14 protein-coding genes are annotated in these 18803 nt (G+C 37.8%); 7 read left to right on the forward strand and 7 right to left on the reverse strand.

All coding sequences use genetic code 11. The features are described 5' to 3' along the window. Positions 1-92: 92 nt before the first annotated feature. Both ULVI_RS08270 and ULVI_RS08275 read left to right on the forward strand, forming a co-directional pair. Positions 93-1337, forward strand: a complete 1245-nt coding sequence (locus tag ULVI_RS08270) for a serine hydrolase domain-containing protein (protein ID WP_068591695.1) — start codon at positions 93-95, stop codon at positions 1335-1337. Positions 1338-1373: 36 nt separating this feature from the next. Continuing rightward, entirely contained in the window at positions 1374-1721 is a 348-nt protein-coding gene (locus ULVI_RS08275; RefSeq protein WP_068591697.1) for a MotA/TolQ/ExbB proton channel family protein, read from the forward strand. A 5-nt stretch (positions 1722-1726) separates the two neighbouring features. Here the strand turns inward: ULVI_RS08275 and ULVI_RS08280 are convergent, their stop codons facing one another. Continuing rightward, positions 1727-2107, reverse strand: a complete 381-nt coding sequence (locus ULVI_RS08280; protein ID WP_068591699.1) for a hypothetical protein — start codon at positions 2105-2107, stop codon at positions 1727-1729. A gap of 131 nt (positions 2108-2238) precedes the next feature. Further along, the gene (gene recG, locus ULVI_RS08285) at positions 2239-4344 is read right to left on the reverse strand and encodes an ATP-dependent DNA helicase RecG (RefSeq protein WP_068591701.1); all 2106 of its coding nucleotides are present in this window, start codon (positions 4342-4344) and stop codon (positions 2239-2241) included. Positions 4345-4434: 90 nt separating this feature from the next. On the opposite strand from recG, the gene ULVI_RS08290 reads away from it, so the two are divergent. From ULVI_RS08290 to ULVI_RS08305, 4 genes are all read left to right on the forward strand, one after another. Then, the gene (locus tag ULVI_RS08290; RefSeq protein ID WP_068591703.1) at positions 4435-6501 is read left to right on the forward strand and encodes a M1 family metallopeptidase; all 2067 of its coding nucleotides are present in this window, start codon (positions 4435-4437) and stop codon (positions 6499-6501) included. Then, complete coding sequence (locus ULVI_RS08295) at positions 6502-7416, forward strand: patatin-like phospholipase family protein (protein ID WP_068591704.1); 915 nt, start codon at positions 6502-6504, stop codon at positions 7414-7416. Positions 7417-7474: 58 nt separating this feature from the next. Continuing rightward, positions 7475-9238 (forward strand): T9SS type A sorting domain-containing protein, encoded by a 1764-nt coding sequence (locus tag ULVI_RS08300; protein ID WP_068591706.1) that lies wholly within the window; start codon positions 7475-7477, stop codon positions 9236-9238. Positions 9239-9322: 84 nt separating this feature from the next. Further along, a complete protein-coding gene (locus tag ULVI_RS08305; protein WP_068591708.1) occupies positions 9323-10132 on the forward strand; it encodes a DUF6503 family protein in 810 nt (269 codons plus the stop codon). Between the two features lie 95 nt (positions 10133-10227). Here ULVI_RS08305 and ULVI_RS08310 read toward each other — a convergent pair whose 3' ends face one another. From ULVI_RS08310 to ULVI_RS08330, 5 genes are all read right to left on the reverse strand, one after another. Next, the gene (locus ULVI_RS08310) at positions 10228-10689 is read right to left on the reverse strand and encodes a tRNA (cytidine(34)-2'-O)-methyltransferase (RefSeq protein ID WP_068591710.1); all 462 of its coding nucleotides are present in this window, start codon (positions 10687-10689) and stop codon (positions 10228-10230) included. Positions 10690-10781: 92 nt separating this feature from the next. Beyond that, positions 10782-11039, reverse strand: a complete 258-nt coding sequence (locus ULVI_RS08315; RefSeq protein WP_068591711.1) for a VF530 family protein — start codon at positions 11037-11039, stop codon at positions 10782-10784. Positions 11040-11102: 63 nt separating this feature from the next. Further along, positions 11103-12392: an amidohydrolase family protein gene (locus tag ULVI_RS08320; RefSeq protein ID WP_068591713.1), complete on the reverse strand. Its 1290-nt coding sequence runs from the start codon at positions 12390-12392 to the stop codon at positions 11103-11105. Positions 12393-12399: 7 nt separating this feature from the next. Beyond that, positions 12400-15360, reverse strand: coding sequence for an amidohydrolase family protein (locus ULVI_RS08325; protein WP_068591715.1), 2961 nt, complete (start codon positions 15358-15360; stop codon positions 12400-12402). 670 nt (positions 15361-16030) lie between these two features. Further along, on the reverse strand, positions 16031-17098 hold the full coding sequence (locus ULVI_RS08330) for a DUF3810 domain-containing protein (RefSeq protein WP_068591717.1): 1068 nt from the start codon (positions 17096-17098) through the stop codon (positions 16031-16033). A 162-nt stretch (positions 17099-17260) separates the two neighbouring features. On the opposite strand from ULVI_RS08330, the gene ULVI_RS08335 reads away from it, so the two are divergent. Beyond that, on the forward strand, positions 17261-18718 hold the full coding sequence (locus tag ULVI_RS08335; protein WP_068591721.1) for an aminoacyl-histidine dipeptidase: 1458 nt from the start codon (positions 17261-17263) through the stop codon (positions 18716-18718). Positions 18719-18803: the final 85 nt, after the last annotated feature.

The raw sequence follows: 18803 nt of genomic DNA on the forward strand, positions 1-18803 counted from the left end.
GCATTAAATAAGTTGCTCATCGCAAATAAATAATAAAACATACAAATTTACTTATGTTTGATAGCATTATTGAAATAGATTAAACAAACTGGATGAAAAAATTAAAACGAATCTTTCTGCCAATAGTAGCAATTATACTTTGGACTGTTTTTGTAGCGGCAGGTTTTATAAATGGATTTCTTTTGAGACCAATTACCTCCGAAACTTCTTCGGAAGAATTTATCAAAGCATCAAAAGAGGAAATAAGTGCAGAATTCGTAGGGAATCTTGCTATGATACTAATAGAAAATGGGGTCCCTTCTGAAAGTTATTTCTATGGCATCGACAATGAAACTATAACCGAGAATACCGTATTTCAAGTGGCCTCTATAAGTAAATGGGTGACCTCTTGGGGAATTTTTAAACTTATAGAAGACGATAAATTGGCTTTAGATACGCCTATAGAACACTATTTAACGAGATGGCATCTCCCAGAAAGCGAATTTGACCACGATGAAGTGACGGTTCGATCTTTATTATCACACACCTCTGGACTTGTGGATGGATTAGGATACGATGGTTTCTATTCTCAAGAAAAAGTGCAGACGATAGAAGCCTCCTTAACGAGAGCCGCAGATGCCCCTTATTCTGAAGGAATAGCAAAAATAGGTAATGAACCCAACACGCAATATCAGTATTCTGGTGCAGGATATACCATTCTTCAGTTGCTAATAGAAGAAGTGAGTGGGCAATCGTTTCAGCAGTACATGACCGAAAATATTTTCGAACCATTACAAATGAACAATTCAACCTTTATACTTTCAGAAAAGCCAAGTGTTCAAGTTGCAACTTGGTATAAAGATGATGGCAGTGTTTCAAAACCAGTATATTTTACAGCATTGGCAGCGGCGTCTTTATACACGAGTGCTTCCGATTTATCGAAATTTGTAATAGCTAATAGTGCTAAAAATAATGTGCTATCTATAGAGACACTTGAACAAATGCATGCTCCAGAGGCATTTCAACATTCGTATGCAGTTCATGCCGCCGGTCCAGCAATTTATGGAGGAACGGAAGGAAATGCTCCAGTAATTGGGCATGATGGAAGCAGTGATCGACCTGTAATTAACACCGCAGCACGACTTATCCCAGAGACTAAAGACGGGATTGTAGTATTAGAAATGGGAAATCATGGCATGGCATCTAGGCTCGCGGATGAATGGATGTTTTGGAAATTAGAAATTGCAGATTATGTAGTGATGCAACGAAACAAATCGTACCTCATCACTCTTTTAATTATAGGGTATTTAGTTATTATTTTTGGAGCGGTAGTTATTATTCGTAGAGCAAAGGCGTAACACTTATAACTATTAATATTCTTAAAAACACAAACGATGTTTAATAGACTACAAGAAGGAGGACCAATTTTTATGTACCCTATTCTATTTTTATTTATTGTATTGGTAGTGCTATTTGTGAGAGCGCTTATGGTATCTAAGGTGCGTGTTGAAATGATAACATTATTAAGCTCAGTAGGTCTTTTAGCCCTTGTCTGGGGAGTATTGGGTCAAGTGCTTGGGTTGATTAATGCATTCGATGCTGTCGAGGGACACAATGAAGTTACTATTACTATTCTTGCTGAAGCATTAAAGCTTACATTTTTGCCCGTTTTATTTGGCTTAGTAACGTTTTTATTCGCAAGAATCGGTATTTTAATATTACAGGTAAAAACAAAGAAATAAAATGGCTACTCTAGCTGTATGAAATAAAAATCAGATAGTTCTGATAAAAAGAGTTGTCCTTCAGAGTTTATCGAGAAATTAGATGTTTCCATTTCTTCCCCGAAATTTAGAGTTAATGTATTTTCTTTAGTTCTCCAATTAAATTCCAAGGCGGAGGATGTTAGTGGTCCAGAACCATCTAAAGGCCCGATTCGCTCAATTATCACACCTGTATTATCTGCGTTAAAAGTGATTTTATATTCAAATTCATCACTAAAATCACTTCTTTGCCATTCACCAACTAAATCTAAATTTTGAGTCACCTCATTGTCATCATCGCTACAAGATAAAACTGAAAAAGCCACGATAAATATGAGTACTGATTTTAAAACTCCAAAGGTTTTCATAGATACTAAACGTTGTAAATAATTAATAAAGGTAAAGATATAAGTAAAAGGGGGTGAGAATAAATTTGGAGCTTTGTAAAGATATAAAAAATTATGAAAGAACTATTACATAAACATAGTTACCCCAGTGGTTACGAAATGTAGTTCCAGATATTTTTGTATTTCGTTAATTGAGCAAAGGTGTTTTGTATGGTTTTATTCTCAGGTTTTCTAAGTACTGGGTCGTCTTTGAGAACTTGAATGGCATAGCTTCTAGCTATTTTTAAAATTTCGGAATCTTTAATTATGTCTGCAATTCGTAAGTTTAATACACCACTTTGTTGAGTGCCCATAATATCTCCAGGACCTCTTAATTTAAGGTCAACTTCTGCAATTTCGAATCCGTCGCTTGTACGTGTCATGGTTTCAAGACGTGTTTTAGCATCTGCAGAAAGCTTATGGCTCGTCATTAAAATACAAAAACTTTGTTCGGCACCCCGACCTACACGACCCCTTAATTGATGCAGTTGAGATAATCCAAAACGCTCTGCACTTTCAATTATCATGACACTTGCATTGGGAACATTTACCCCAACTTCTATAACTGTAGTGGCGACCATAATTTGAGTTTCTCCTCTTACAAAGCGATCCATCTCAAACTCTTTATCGGCAGGTTTCATTTTTCCGTGCAAAATAGAAATTTGATATTCCGGTTGCGGAAATTCACGAACAACACTTTCGTATCCATCCATTAAATCTTTATAATCTAAAGCTTCACTTTCCTGTATTAATGGGTACACCATATAAACCTGTCTACCCTTTGAAATTTCGTCTCTAATAAAGCGAAAAACCTTCAGTCTATTAGCGTCAAAACGATGCACGGTATTAATGTCTTTTCTTCCCGGTGGAAGTTCGTCGATCACACTAATGTCTAAGTCGCCATACACGCTCATTGCAAGAGTTCTTGGAATTGGGGTAGCGGTCATTACCAATACATGTGGTGGGTATTCATTTTTATGCCAAAGTTTGCTTCGTTGGGCAACACCAAAACGATGTTGCTCATCGATAATTGCAAGTCCTAAATTTGAAAATTTTACTTTATCTTCGAGCAAGGCATGCGTACCAATAAGCACATCTAAAGAGCCATTTTGTAATGACTCGTGAATTTTTCTCCGTTCTGAAGCTTTGGTTGAGCCAGTAAGAAGTTTAATACTGGTGTTGAGTGGTTTACATAATTCAACTAAACCGTTATAATGTTGTACTGACAAAATTTCAGTCGGCGCCATTAAACAGGCTTGAAAGCCGTTGTCAAGTGCTATTAATATTGACAATAGCGCTACAATGGTCTTCCCGCTTCCTACATCACCTTGTAAAAGGCGATTCATTTGAGCGTTACTGCCAAGGTCATTTCGAATTTCTTTCACTACCCTCTTTTGAGCATTGGTTAATTCGAAGGGTAAATGTTTGGTATAAAAAGTATTAAAATTCTTTCCTATTTCTTTAAATGGATACCCTTTAATTTTCGCTTTATGAACCAAATTTTTACGGATCAACTGTAGTTGAATATAGAACAATTCTTCAAATTTTAGGCGGTATTGAGAACGTGCCAATTTTTCCTGACTCGTAGGAAAGTGAATGTTGAATAAAGCCTCGCTTTTTGAGAGTAGCTTAAGCGAGTTGCGTATGCTTTCAGAAAGGGTCTCAGAGAAGCGATTTTTCGAGGCCATAAACAACTCTTGCATAAGCGTATTTATCACTCGATTTGTAACTCCGCTATTGGCTAATTTCTCTGTAGAAGGATACACAGCTTGCATGGCAGAACGCAAACTTTTTTCATGGTCTTTCTGTAATTCCATCTCGGGATGAGGCATCGAAAAGGTACCGTTATAAAAATTTGTTTTGCCAAAAATCACATAAGGAACATTTAATTTTAATTGTTCCCGAATCCATTTTTGTCCACGAAACCAAACCAATTCCATGACCCCAGTATCATCTCTAAAAGTAGCCACTAAACGCTTGCCTCTTTTTTGTTCTACCGTTTTAAAATGAGTAATTTTCCCTGTAATCTGTACTTCGGCATTGGTTCGTTGTAATTGTCCTATTTTATAAAATTGTGTACGATCCAAATAACGGTTCGGAAACAAATTTAATAGATCTTGAAAGGTATGAATGCCCAGTTCCGATTTCAACAAATTAGCGCGATTTGGACCGACGCCTTTGAGATATTCTATAGGTGTTTGCAGAAAATTAGCATTCATAAAACGAAAATACCAATTTCTTTGGAAGGGTGAATCCACTTGCCTTAAAATTTGTAATTTGCAACAGAGAACCCCACTCCAAATAATTCCATGATAAAATACATTTTTTTATTGTTCATCTGCAGCACTGTTGGTTTCGCACAACAAACCGATGTAGTAGATTTTATTACTATTGAAGCAATAGTACAACCCATTCCTTCTGAAGAAAAAATAAAAGGAACCATGCAAGTTTCATTTAAAATGCTTCAGTCGACCGATTCTATTTATTTAGATGCACATGCTATGAAGCTTACCTATCACGATGATGTAGCAGGTATTCGCGAGATATCTTCATCTGCTTCCGAAGATAAGATTTGGTTAAAAGCTAACTTTAAAGCTGGGAAAGTTTATAAAACATTTATTTCTTTTGAAGCAATTCCGAAACAGACGTTGTATTTTACGAACGATCAAGTCTGGACGCAGGGACAGGGGAAGTATACTTCTCATTGGCTTCCCAGCATCGACGATATGAATGATAAAATAGAATTCGATCTCACCATTGTTGCTGCGCCCGAAAAAACAGTCATTGCGAACGGCAAACTGCGTTCAAAACGCACCGAAACAGAATTTTCTTATTGGAAGTACGACATGCAGAAGCCTATGTCGAGTTATTTGGTGGCATTTGCGATTGGTAATTTTGTAAAGAAGGATATAAAATCTGACTCTGGAATTCCTATCGAATTGTACCTATCTAAAATTGATAGTGCTCTTTTTGAACCAACCTATCGGTACACAAAAACCATATTCGATTTTTTTGAAAAAGAGATCGATGTTCCGTATCCGTGGCAAAATTATAAACAAGTTCCTGTACGTGATTTTCTATATGCGGGGATGGAAAATACCACAGCCACTATTTTTTCTCAAGCCTTTGTCGTGGATAGCACCGCTTTTAAAGATCGAAACTATGTTACTGTGAACGCTCACGAATTGGCTCACCAGTGGTTTGGTGATTTGGTTACCGAAACCGAAGGAACACACCACTGGTTGCAAGAAGGCTTCGCAACATATTATGCGCTGTTAGCTGAAAAAGAAATTTTTGGAGACGACTATTATTATTGGAAATTGTTTCAGTCTGCCGAGCAATTACAAGCGTTGAGTGATGACGGAAAAGGAGAAGCTCTTTTAAATGCCAAAGCTAGTTCTCTTACGTTTTATGAAAAAGGGGCGTGGGCATTGCATTTACTTCGGGAGTTAATTGGTGAGGAATCTTTTAAAAGTGCCATAAAAAATTACCTTCAGAAATACGCCTATAAAAATGTAGAAACGTCCAATTTTATTGATGAAGTAAAAGCGGTTAGCAATGTGGACCTTGCGCAATGGGAAGCGGATTGGTTGCATCAAAGTGCTTTTAAAGCGGAACAAGCTTACCAATCTTTGAAACAATCTGAATTTATAAATAACTATTTTGAAGTTGCAGCCTTACGAGGCGTTCCGTTACAGGACAAGAAATCTCTACTAACTACAGCGCTTACCTTTCCAAATGATTTTATTGGGCAGGAAGCCATTTATCAATTAGTGGGAGAGCCGCTTACAGAAACACTTCCATTATATAAAAAGGCGTTTGAAAGTAACAATCTCTTTGTGCGACAAGCAATTGTTATTTCTACGGAAGAAATTCCAGGACAATTAAAAACCAATTTCGAATCTTTACTGAAAGATGATTCGTATGTCACGAAAGAAGCTGCGTTATACGGTTTGTGGCTTCAATTCCCAAAAGACCGCACTGCGTATTTGAATGAATTGAAAGATGTAATAGGATTTCAAAATAAAAATATTCGTCAATTATGGCTAGCGCTTGCATTGGTTACCGAAGGATACGAAACCGCTTTTAAAGAGAGCTTTTTAAACGAGTTAAAAGGCTATTCCTCATCCGATTTTAGTTTTGAAATTAGAGAAACTGCCTTTGGGTATATTCATGAGCTTCAGTTGTACGATAAAGAAATATTGAAAAATCTTGTTTCTGCTTCTGTACATCATAATTGGCGTTTCAGAAATTATGCAAGAGGATTGCTTTCCGAAGTATTTAAAAACGAAGCGTATAAAGCAACTTTATCAGGATTAATGAAGGAACTTTCAGAAAAAGAAAAACGATATTTAAATTCAAAATTTTTAGAATAAATGCGAGCATTGGTAATTAGTGGTGGAGGTAGTAAAGGGGCATTTGCAGGTGGTGTTGCACAGTATCTCATGGAAGAATTGCACCATGATTACGATATTTTCGTAGGTACTTCGACAGGAAGCTTGCTTATTTCTCATTTAGCTTTAGATAAGATCGAGAAAATGAAACAAGTGTATACATCTGTAAATCAGAACAGCATTTTTAGCAATCGTCCATTTTCAGTAAAGAAAACAAAATATGGCGGCAAGGAAATTGGGATCGATCATTTTAGTGTATTACGAAATTTTCTACGAGGTAGTAAGACTTTCGGAGAAAGCCACAATTTAAGAAAACTGATTAAAGAAAATTTTACGGAAGTAGAATTCAATCAATTAAAACAGAGTAATAAAGAAGTTGTGGTAACAGTTTCTAATTTGTCTTTAAATCAAGTTGAGTATAAGTCGATCAACGATTATGATTACGACGATTTTTGTGACTGGATCTGGATCTCTTGCAATTATGTTCCGTTTATGAGTTTGGTTAAAAAAAATGGATGCGAATATGCTGATGGTGGCTTTGGAAGTATGGTCCCTATAGAAGAAGCTATCGATAGAGGAGCCACAACAGTAGATGTAATCATACTTGAAACCGAAGTTGCTTATTACAACCGCCTACCCTCAAGAAATGTTTTTTCGTTGCTCACCAACATGCATGCTTATATGCTGGACAGGGTAGAAAAACAAAACATTCGCATTGGTAAATTTGTAGCAGTAAATAACAATGCGATCATTAATCTTTATTATACACCCACTGTACTTACAACGAACTCCTTGATTTTTGATAAAGTAAAAATGACCCAGTGGTGGGAGAGTGGTTTTAATTACGCAAAACAAAAAAATATAGAATTGAACGAAATCAAAGAGCAAGACCAATAATTTATATTTTGTTAATTTTAACGTTATATTATATATTGTAACCCTAAAATCCCAAACGATGTATAAAATTCTACTTATCTTCTTTACTACTACGCTATTTTCTTTTGCTGCTCCTATCGATTGTCCAGTAGACTTAGGACCCGATCAAGAAGCATGCGACGGCGAAACGTTACTATTATTTGCAGACACTGGCGGTGGTGATACGTATCAATGGTTTTTTAATGGTGAGTTTCTACCCGATGAAACTACTAGTACCTTGCAGGTTACACAAACAGGAACGTACTCGGTTGAAGTGAATGATGGTGGAGGTATATGTATAGACGATGTAATGGTTTCATTTCTTCCATTGCCAAGCCCTATAACACCGACACCTTTAAAAGTGTGTGATGTAAATAGCGACGGATTTGCTTCTTTTAATTTGGCATCAAAAAATAGCGAGATAATTGGTGGTGAATCCGACATTACTATCACGTACTACGAAACTGAAGCCGATGCCCAAGCTGGTGTGTTTGCGCTTCCAAACCCCTATGTAAATGTAACGCCGTTTACTCAACTTATTTATGCGCGTGCCACCAATAATACTACTGGTTGCTTTACAATTGTAGAATTAGAACTAATTGTAAACCCCACCTTAGTAATTCCTGCACTAGACAGTATTTTACTTTGTGATGAAGATCAAGACGGACAGGAAATATTCGACCTTACAATTCATGAAGCTGCTATTTTTGGTTCTAACCCTACCGGTGATTATGCGTTATCTTATCATGAAAGCGAAGCCGCGGCTGTAAACAATGAACTTCCTATTCTCAATCCCATCAATTATGTGAATAGTAGTAACCCACAACAAATTTATGTGCGATTAGAGGATGTTAATTCGGGATGCTTTGCTATTAATGTTTTTACGATTAAAGCGGTAGCACTTCCAGTGGCCGGAATCCCTAATGAAATAATTGAAGTAGATACGAACGATGACGGAATGGCGCTTTTCGATCTAACAGAAAATACACCTCTTATTCTTGGTTCACAGAATCCAGCAGATTATTCAATAGCGTATTTTACTTCGGAAGCCGATGCAAGTTCCAATGAAAATCCTATCGCAACGCCTGAAGCATTTACGAGTGCTACCGCAGTGATTTTCGCACGAATAGAAATCGTAAATACATCTTGCTTCGCTACTACCAGTTTTTCTCTTATCGTTGAAGAAAATGCAGAAGATACCGATAATGATGGTATTGCCGATATGGACGAAGACCTTAACAATAACGGAAACTTAGAAGATGACGATACCGATGGCGACGAAATTCCTAATTACTTAGACAGCGATGACGATGGAGATTTAGTAGAAACGATCGACGAGATTACTGGCATAGGCGCGGGATTTAGCAATACGTATGTTTTTATAGATACAGATGAAGATACTATCGAAAATTATTTAGATAATGACGATGATGGTGATATGACATTAACCATCGATGAAGATTATAATGGTAATGGAGACCCGAGAGACGATGACATGAACCAAAATAACATTCCCGATTTCCTTGATGCCGATGTTACCTTAGAGGTTTCAGAAAACATAGTTACCGACTTACAACTGTTTCCGAACCCCGCTTCAGAAATGGTAGTTATTAAATCGCAATTTTTCACTTTGGAAACTACCTTCGTTCTGTACGATCTTCAAGGGAAAGAAGTACAACCTATCGTAGTAGCTTCCGAAGAAAATAACTTTGTACTCAACGTAGCATCGCTTCAAAGTGGTGTGTACTTTCTTAAAGTTACTTCGGAAGCAGCCTCGATAACGAGAAAATTTATCAAAATGTAAGGCGTAAAATCATAAAGGTTTCCAAAAAGCTTCCGTCACTTGCGGGAGCTTTTTATCTTTACAATTCACTTAAAACCAACCACCATGAAGTATTTTTCAATATTTGCTTTTGCTGTATTCGCCCTTACTAGCTGTAAGAATGAAGTAAAAACCGATACCGAATCGGAAGCAAACAACGAAACTGTTGAAGTTTCAGAAACAAAAAAAGCTACCTATCCTAAAACCGTATCGGGCATTTTAACCGCGCATGGTGGGATCGATACATGGAACAGTATGAACAATCTTTGTTTCGAACTGGATGGTAATAATGGTAAGGAGATTCATACCATTTCTTTGCGTGACCGAAAATCAAAAATCGAACATGAAAAATGGACGATTGGGTACGACGGTAATGAAGTTTGGTTGTTAGAAAATGAACCCGGAGCGTATGAAGGAAATGCTCGATTTTATCACAATCTCATGTTTTATTTTTATGCAATGCCTTTTGTACTGGCAGATGACGGAATAAATTACACTGCAATGGAACCTCAGGAACTCGATGGCAGTATGTACAACGCCACTAAGATTTCGTATAATGCCGGAATAGGAGACGCTCCCGATGATGAATATATTCTGTATTCGGACCCTTCCACGAACCAGATGGTGTGGTTGGGGTACACTGTAACTTATAGAAGTGGTGAAAAGAGTGATCAATGGAGTTTTATTAAATACGATAAATGGCAAGAAGTAAACGGATTGAACTTACCAGAAAAACTAACTTGGTACCATGTAAAGGATGGAAAACCTACGGGAGAGAAAAAAGACAGACGTTTCGATAAAATAACAATGACCGAAACCATGCTAGATAATGATGTTTTTGCAAAACCTGAAGGAGCTGTGGTTGTTCCGAGATAAATACAAAATTTAAAAAAATAGAGATTAAAATAAGAACCACGAATGCACTAATAATTGAGGCATTCGTGGTTTTTTAGTGCTTTAATAAAAAACTTTTAAGGAGTTTTGTTCATATTTCTAATGCCTTCGTACACGACAATAGCAACCGCATTAGCCAAATTTAAACTGCGAATATGTTCACTGAAAATAGGAATCTTATACAGGGAATCGGCATGTTTTTCTGTTACTTCGGAAGGCAATCCAACCGACTCTTTTCCAAAAATTAGAAACAGTTCGTCTTCAAAATCAATTTCCCAATGGTTTTTAGTGCCATGGCTTGAAAAGAATGCCATTTTTTTATCAGAATGTTTTTTAAAAAATTCCTCCTTATTTTCATAAATCGTTACTGGAAGGTGTTGCCAGTAATCTAATCCAGCGCGTTTAAGACGTTTGTCGGTAAGTTCAAATCCAAAGGGTTGTATTAAATGCAAATGCGATCCCGATGCCAGACTTAAGCGACCTATATTCCCAGTGTTGTTAGGTATTTCAGGTTCTAGTAATACAATATTATATGCCATTATTTAAAGTGAAGTAAGGGTGAATGAGTAAGGAATAAAGAAAAATAGTAAAAACTAAGTTAGACCAATATAATAGCAAGATGAGTTAAGAGTTATCGAATCGATTTTAAATACAATCGCTCCACTTTTTCTCGTGCCCAGGGGGTTCTTCTTAAAAACTTAAGACTTGATTTTACAGAAGGGTCGTGTGTAAAACAGCGAATATTGATCCTGCTACCTAATTCTTCCCAACCGTATTTATCTTCCAAGTACGTTACAATATCATCCAGTTTTACGCCATGCAATGGATTGTTAGGTTGAGAATTACTCTTGAGTTCTGATTTGGCATTATTGTTATCGGCGTCTGTCATGTTTTTCCTTAAGAGAAGTGCTACTTCAAAGATTTATTTAATTTTCAATACTCAATACTGTTTTTACTTTCTCGAATACTTTTCCATATATCGCTTCCATAATTCAGTTTGGTGAGTTTCTAAAGAAATTTCCCGACCGTCGATAAAAGCGTGTGTTAGCTGGTTGGTTCTCATGTCAAGTGCATCTCCTTCAGAAATAAATAGTGTAGCACTTTTACCCACTGCAAGAGTTCCGTAGTTGGCATCGATGCCAAGGATTTTAGCTGTATTTCCCGAAATTAATTGCAAGGCAGTTTCTTTGTCCATCCCTTGTCCAGCCACTTGTCCGGCATAGAAAGGAAGGTTTCTTACTTGAAAGTTAGACGTCCCTGAATTTTCTAATCCGACGAGCAATCCGCCATCTACTAGCAGTTTAGGAAGTTTATAAGGAAGATCGTAATTATCATCATCGCGGTCTGGAAGGTTATGCGTATGCTGCACTAAGACAGGAATATTATTTTGCTTTAAAAAAGGGATGATTTTATAGGCTTCGTAACCACCTACTATGACAACTTCCTTTATACCGTTTTCTTTGGCTGTTGTAACAGCATCAATAATTTCTTTTTCAGAATTTACATGAACGTATAATTTTTTAGAACCGTCGAACAATCCTTTCATGGCTTTCATAGCTTCGTTCGTTTCGGTTGCATCATTTTGGTACACATTCGAATTTACAACAAACTGTTTGAGTTCATCGATCTGTTTGTTGTACTCTTTGTTTGGCTTATAGCCACGTTCTTCACCTTCCCACCAACGGCCCCTACGAAAGCTACTCGGCCAGTTGAGGTGAATCCCATCATCCACTTTAATGGCAGCATCTTCCCAGTTCCAGGCATCGAATTGCACAATAGAGGAACTTCCGCTAATGCGCCCTCCCTGTGGAGTGATCTGACCTAATAATACGCCATTTGGTCGCAGTGATTCGACAACTTTACTTTCAGCATTATAAGCAATAAGGCTTCGAACCTGTGGAATCATGCTTCCCAATTCATCTTGATCGTCACTTGCACGAACGGCATTTATTTCAACCAGTCCCAGCGGTTTTGCGGGCGCAATAAAACCAGGATATATATGTTTCCCTTGTGCATTGATCACCCTTCCTTGAGTGGCTACCTCTGTTCCTCCCATTGCAGTTATGGTTCCGTTTTCGAAAACGATGACGCTGTTTTCTATCACGTTTCCGTCCCCTGTGTGTGCCGTAGCGCCAGTAATCGTAATAACTTCTTTTTGAACTGGTGCTGGTGTTTGTTGCGCGAATGCAGTAATCCCTAAACTAAAGGCTGCTGCAAGTAGTATGTTTGTTGCTTTTTTCATCTTTCGTTTAGTTTATAGTTTCACATTCAAGATCACGACGTTCTTTTTTTGTAGGTGGTTTTGTTTTTCCACCTCCATTTTTTTCAGCAAGCATCATATTTATTAGTTGGGTGCGTTCTGCTTTTACCGCTTTTCTTTTTTGAAGATCTGTTTCTTTATCAAAATAAGGAATTCCTTCAATCAACGTTTTTTCAGCTTTAGCATATACCGAAAGAGGATGATCGCTCCACAATACCAAATCGGCATCTTTTCCTTCTTTTATACTTCCCACTCTGTTATCTATATGCAGTAATTTTGCAGGATTAATAGTCACCATTTTCCAAGCTTCTTCTTCGGTCATTCCTCCATATTTTACACTTTTGGCGGCCTCTTGATTTAAACGGCGGGACATTTCACCATCATCACTGTTAATTGCTACGGTTACTCCTTGACTTGCCATGATCGCAGCATTATAGGGAATGGCGTCATTTACTTCAAATTTATACGCCCACCAATCACTAAAAGTGGATCCGCCGACACCGTGTTCTTTCATTTTATCGGCAACTTTATAGCCTTCTAGAATATGCGTAAAGGTGTTCACTCGGAAACCAAATTTTTCGGCTACTTTCATCAACATATTGATCTCACTTTGTACGTACGAATGGCAACTTATAAATCGTTCTCCATTTAAGATTTCAACAAGGACCTCCATTTCTTCGTCATAGCGAAAAGGTTGCCCGTTTTTCTTTTGTTCATCATAAGCTTTCGCACGGTTAAAATAATTTACATACAGTTGTTCTACCCCCATTCGTGTTTGAGGAAAGCGATCGTAACTTTCCCAATTCGATTGTTTTACGTTTTCACCGAGAGCAAACTTTATAAATTTTGGTGCGTCTGGAAATTTTAATCCTTCGGCATCTTCCCCCCATTTTAATTTGATGATTGCCGATCTTCCTCCAATCGGGTTTGCCGAACCGTGTAAAATTTGAATGGTGGTAACCCCTCCGGCAAGATTGCGGTAAATATTCATGTCTTCAGGATCGATCACATCTTCGATGGTTACTTCTGCCGAGGAGTTATGTCCGGCTTCGTTTATTGCCAACGCAGCAATGTGCGAATGTTCATCGATAATTCCTGCCGTAAGATGCTTTCCTGTGGCATCCACTACTGTAGCTCCGCCTGCCGAAAGGTTTTTACCAATGCCAGTAATTTTTCCATTTTTTACAAGAACATCGGTTTCGGTTAAAATTCCTTGATCTTCACTGGTCCATACGGTTGCATTTTTAAAGAGTATGTTTTGAGCTTTAGGTTTGGTGATTGCTCCATATCCTACATTCGGATACATAATAGGAAGGATTTTTGGTGGTGCATCGGTCTCTTTTTTGTTTTCTTCGGAAGACGCTTTGGAATCACTTTTTCGAACTGCATTAAAACTACTTTCGCTACCGTCGGGTGCTACAAGTCTTCCTGAAAAGTTTCCTCCTTGCTTCGGAATGATCCCCGTAGTACGAAACACTTCTTTCGTTTCTTCATTAGAAAATGAGAGAGTAACCCAATTTTCTGAATATTCAAGTTTTGAAGGATATTCGGTTTCCCCAATAGCCACATTTGAAACAAGTTTTGAAGGTGTTCCAGTAACATTAAAATCGTACGTTTTTCCAGCGGCAGTAAGTGTATAGTTTCCGCGTATATCGGTCTGATCTTTCGTGTTAATTATGTTTTTGTTTCCCTGTACCCAGTTTTCATAAAGTGTGGTATCCTCTTCGAAAATAGGACCCGAGGTGATTAAAAAATTGGCATAACGTCCGGGTTGTAAACTTCCTATTTCGTCGCTTTTACCAAGTAATTCTGCTGGAACCGTTGTTAATGCCTCTAGTGCTTTGGTTTTATCGAAACCGTAAGCAAATGCTTTTTTTAGGTTGTCTTTAAATTCTGATACTTTTTTTAATTCGTGCGTTGTCAATGAAAAGATGATATTGTTTTCAGTGAGCTTTTTAGGATTCATCGGTGCCTGATTCCATTTACGCATTTCCTGTAACGAAATATATTCAGCAGCATACGGATCGCTCACATCGTAAGCTTCTGGGAAATTTAGTGGGATGATATACCGTGCCTGTGTAGCTTTAATTTGTTCTATGGCTTCATATTCATCTCCGCCACCAACTATTACATAGTTAATGTTAAACTGATCACCAATCTTGTCTGCACGCAGGTTGTTGGTTTTATTTCCTGCTTCAAAAAAGGAAACTTTATTTCGATTGGCGATAAGGGCTTCCAGCGAACGGTCTTTAGTTTTGACCTTACCTTTCTCGTACCAGTCGGCATCGTAATACACCTGACGTAACAATGCCATAGCTCCCATGAGTGAAGTGGGATAAGACTGACGGCTGGTGACACTTTTATTGAAAGAAAAGAATTGTCCTGAAGCATCCTCTATAATTCGTGCTGCATCACCGTCATCATCATTTAACGCAACCAAAACTCCGGTTCCACGGGCAATACCGTCCATGAGATGCGTGTTTACTACTCCAAATCCGGCTTCTCTGAGTTCTTCTGCATTTTTTTTATCGTATTTAAACGTATCAATACCGTTGGTTTCGGGCATGATGTGATCGTTCCAGTAAAAGCCTTCCCGACTTGCTTCGTATTGTGGAGAGCGGCGGCCTCCTTCCGGTCTTTTTGGTTTTTCGATTCCAAATCCGGTATACGGATCTATAAAAGAAGGGTAGATGTATTTTTCCTTTAGATCGATCACTACTGCATTCTTTGGAATGGTGACCGATTTACCCGAAGCAATAACTTTTCCCTCATGAATAAGCAAGGTTCCCTTATTTATTTTCTGAGTGGGAGTAATGAAGAGGGTAGCGTTTGTAAAGGCCGTAAAATTTGAATTACTTTCTTTAACACCGTCGTTTTTTGGGAAATAATCTTGTGCGTTTACAGAAATGGTTGCCGCACAAAGAAATAATAGGAGTAGATATTTTTTCATGTATAAATAGTTATTAATCGAAATCTAAAGATAGAAATGTTAGGATGTTTCACATTGTTTTTGGAATTCTTTAACATCTTGTTGTGATTTTAGCTAGCGCTTCGACAGGCTCAGCGTGACCCAGTTACTTTGATTTGTGTTTTTGGTAGTTGTTTCTTTTTAGAAGTCAATCATGAAATGCTATAGTTTGTTTGAGCTTTTCGAAGAGAGATGGTGCGCACTTCGACAGGCTCAGCGTGACCCGGTTACTTTGATTTGTATTTTTTGGTCGTTGTTTCTTTTTAGAAGTCAACTATGAAATGTTATAGTTTGTTTGAGCTTGTAGAAGACTGGTTGTGTGCGCTTCGACAGGCTCAGCGTGACCCGGTTACTTTTATTTGGGTTTAGTATTTTTTCTTTAGAATTCAACTATTATATGCTATAGTTAGTTTGAGCTTTTTGAAGATGGATTGTGCGCACTTCGACAGGCTCAGCGTGACCCGGTTACTTTGATTTGTGTTTTTTGGTAGTTGTTTCTCTTTAGAAGTCAACTATGAAATGTTTTAGATGGTCGAAGATTGCAAGAGGGATAGAAGCTGGCTACCGTGTAGCGCGGATAGCCCGACCCTCGTAGCGAAGCGAAGAGGGACTTGCCCAAAGTATTGCTATACGAGATGTGTTTAAATGAATTTTAGAACGGCTTGTCTTCGAAGTAATTCACAACCAAGGCTACCATATAACTATAACTCATTAAGCCTTTAGATTGATTATTTGCTTTTAAAAATATGTTGTAGAATCCTTTAGAAAACTCTTCGAACGGGTTGTCGTAACTGTCCCAAAAATCTCGCATTTCTTTATAACTGGCAAGGATTCCAGGGTTTACGGTTTCGAGTAATTCGTTGTAGGTTTCCATATCACGTCGGGCGATCTCATTGATGCAATATCGTAAGGCGAAAATATAACCTGAGTATTGTATATAGGTGTCGTCGTTATTAATGGTGGCTAGGGTCGCAATAAAATTGGCTTCATTTTCTGCGGCATACCCTATTTGGTGAGCTTGTTCGTGACAACTTACTACGGCAAATTTGTAAGTTTTAATTAAATTGTTAACCTGTGCTTCTCCAGAAAACGGATTAAGATATCCACTATATCCCATGTAGGTTAACCCGAGACTCCATCCACTTTTTTTTATGCTTCTTGGGGAATAAGCTAGGGTGGGAAATTCCTGTTCGAGGTTTTTATAACCGTTTATCGATTTCTGAAAGATTTCTTTTTGGGAGTAGGGAAGATCGATCTTTATACTATCGGCAAATCCTAGTTCGCGATGCATTGTATTCGATTTTTGAATGAGCCTTTTTGTGGTAGCGACTAATTCTTCGGTCGTGTAATCACTATCTAAATCTAACGAAGTGTGTAGCGGAAGACGGTAATAATTAAACCCCCAAAGCATGTGAAACATAAAATATACTACCGAAACTGTAGCGGCTATATCTACAATAAATCGAACGGGTTCGTACCGAAGGCGGTGAAAATTTTTATAAATCCACCGAAGCGCATATAGGCCTATTAAAATATAAAAGACATCCCCTATAGAGAAAGGCATCCAACCAAACAGAGTGCGTGAAATTTTAGAAATTACGGGGTAGATTCCGAGGCTGTAATACGTTTCTACGAATTGAGGAAATTGCTTTAAAACCTGAAGTAAAATAATCTGTACTAATAACAGCAGGGTAAGAATTAGGGGTGTTTTTTTCCGCATATGTCAAACATACGAAGAATTCTTTTACGTCTTAGTTTTTATAGCGAATCGAAAACCGTAATTTTGTAAGGAAGGGTACCGAGTTCAACTATATTGAGTGTGTAGCCTTACCTATTAAACGCTATTCTATAACTAATACGATCCCGTTTTCGGGAATACACTATGAACGAAGCCATAAGAAATCTAAAACCCAAAGCCCTCTGGAATAAATTTGCCGATTTAAATGCGGTTCCACGACCTTCGAAAAAAGAAGAGCGGGTGATTGCTTTTATGAAAGATTTTGGAGAAAATCTGGGCTTAGAAACCATCGAAGATGAGGTGGGAAATGTGATTATTAGAAAACCTGCAACCAAAGGAATGGAAGACAGGAAGCCTATTGTTATGCAATCGCATTTAGATATGGTGCATCAAAAAAATAATGATACCCAATTCGATTTCGATACACAAGGAATCGAAATGAAGGTCGATGGTGACTGGGTACGTGCCAATGGTACTACACTAGGAGCCGATAATGGTCTTGGGGTTGCAACAATTATGGCGATATTAGAAAGTGATACCATTGCACATCCTGCGATGGAAGCACTCTTTACAATCGATGAGGAAACTGGGATGACAGGTGCAATGGGTTTAAAAGGTGGAATTCTTCAGGGAGAAATTCTTCTTAATCTAGATACTGAAGAAGATGATGAGATTGGTGTGGGTTGCGCAGGAGGTGTCGATGTTACCGCAGAAAAAAAATACAAACAAGTAGAAGCGCCCGAACACACGAAATCCCACATTATTACCGTGAAAGGATTGCAGGGTGGTCACAGTGGAATGGACATTATTAAGGGGCTTGGAAATGCGAACAAACTCATGAATCGTTTGCTTTACGCTGTAAACGATATAGTACATCTTGTAGAATTGAAAGGAGGGAGTCTTCGCAATGCGATCCCACGAGAAAGTGAAGCCATTGTTTTAGTTTCTGAAACTAATGAGAATGCTTTTTTGTCTGAAATTCGAAAACTGAAAGCAGAAATTACGGAAGAATTCAAGTCACTAGAACCAGAACTTTCTATAACTACTGAAAGAGTTAATAAAGAGTCAACAAAAGTACTTTCTAAGAAAGAGCAAAACCTTTTTGTGCGATCCATTTATGCCGCTCATAACGGTGTGTATAGAATGAGTCCTGAGATCGAGGATCTTGTAGAAACTTCTAATAATATTGCTAAAATTACTGTAGAGAATGGTAAGATCGAAGTATTGTGTTTAACCCGTTCTTCGGTTGCTTCTTCTAAAGAGGACCTAGCAAATGCATTACAATCTGTTTTCGAGCTGGCCGATTTTAAAGTTTCTTTTTCGGGAGAATATCCGGGATGGGCACCTAATATGAATAGCTCCATTTTAAAGGTTTTAGATGAATTGTATGAGAAAATTAATGGGCAAAAGGCACATGTTGCAGCGTGTCACGCCGGACTAGAATGCGGAATTCTTGGTCAGAACTATCCGAACATGGAAATGATCTCTTTTGGTCCCACAATTAAAGGAGCACATTCTCCCGATGAGCGTGCAAGTATTTCATCTGCGCAGAAGTACTGGGAATTTGTTATAGAGATTTTAAAAAATATACCGAAGAAATAATTATTTATTTTAACAACATATTACCACTTATTACAAACGAGACTTTGGGATTAATTGTAATTTAGAGACTTAATACCTAACATAA

The organism is Cochleicola gelatinilyticus (assembly GCF_001637325.1).
Lineage (GTDB): Bacteria > Bacteroidota > Bacteroidia > Flavobacteriales > Flavobacteriaceae > Cochleicola > Cochleicola gelatinilyticus.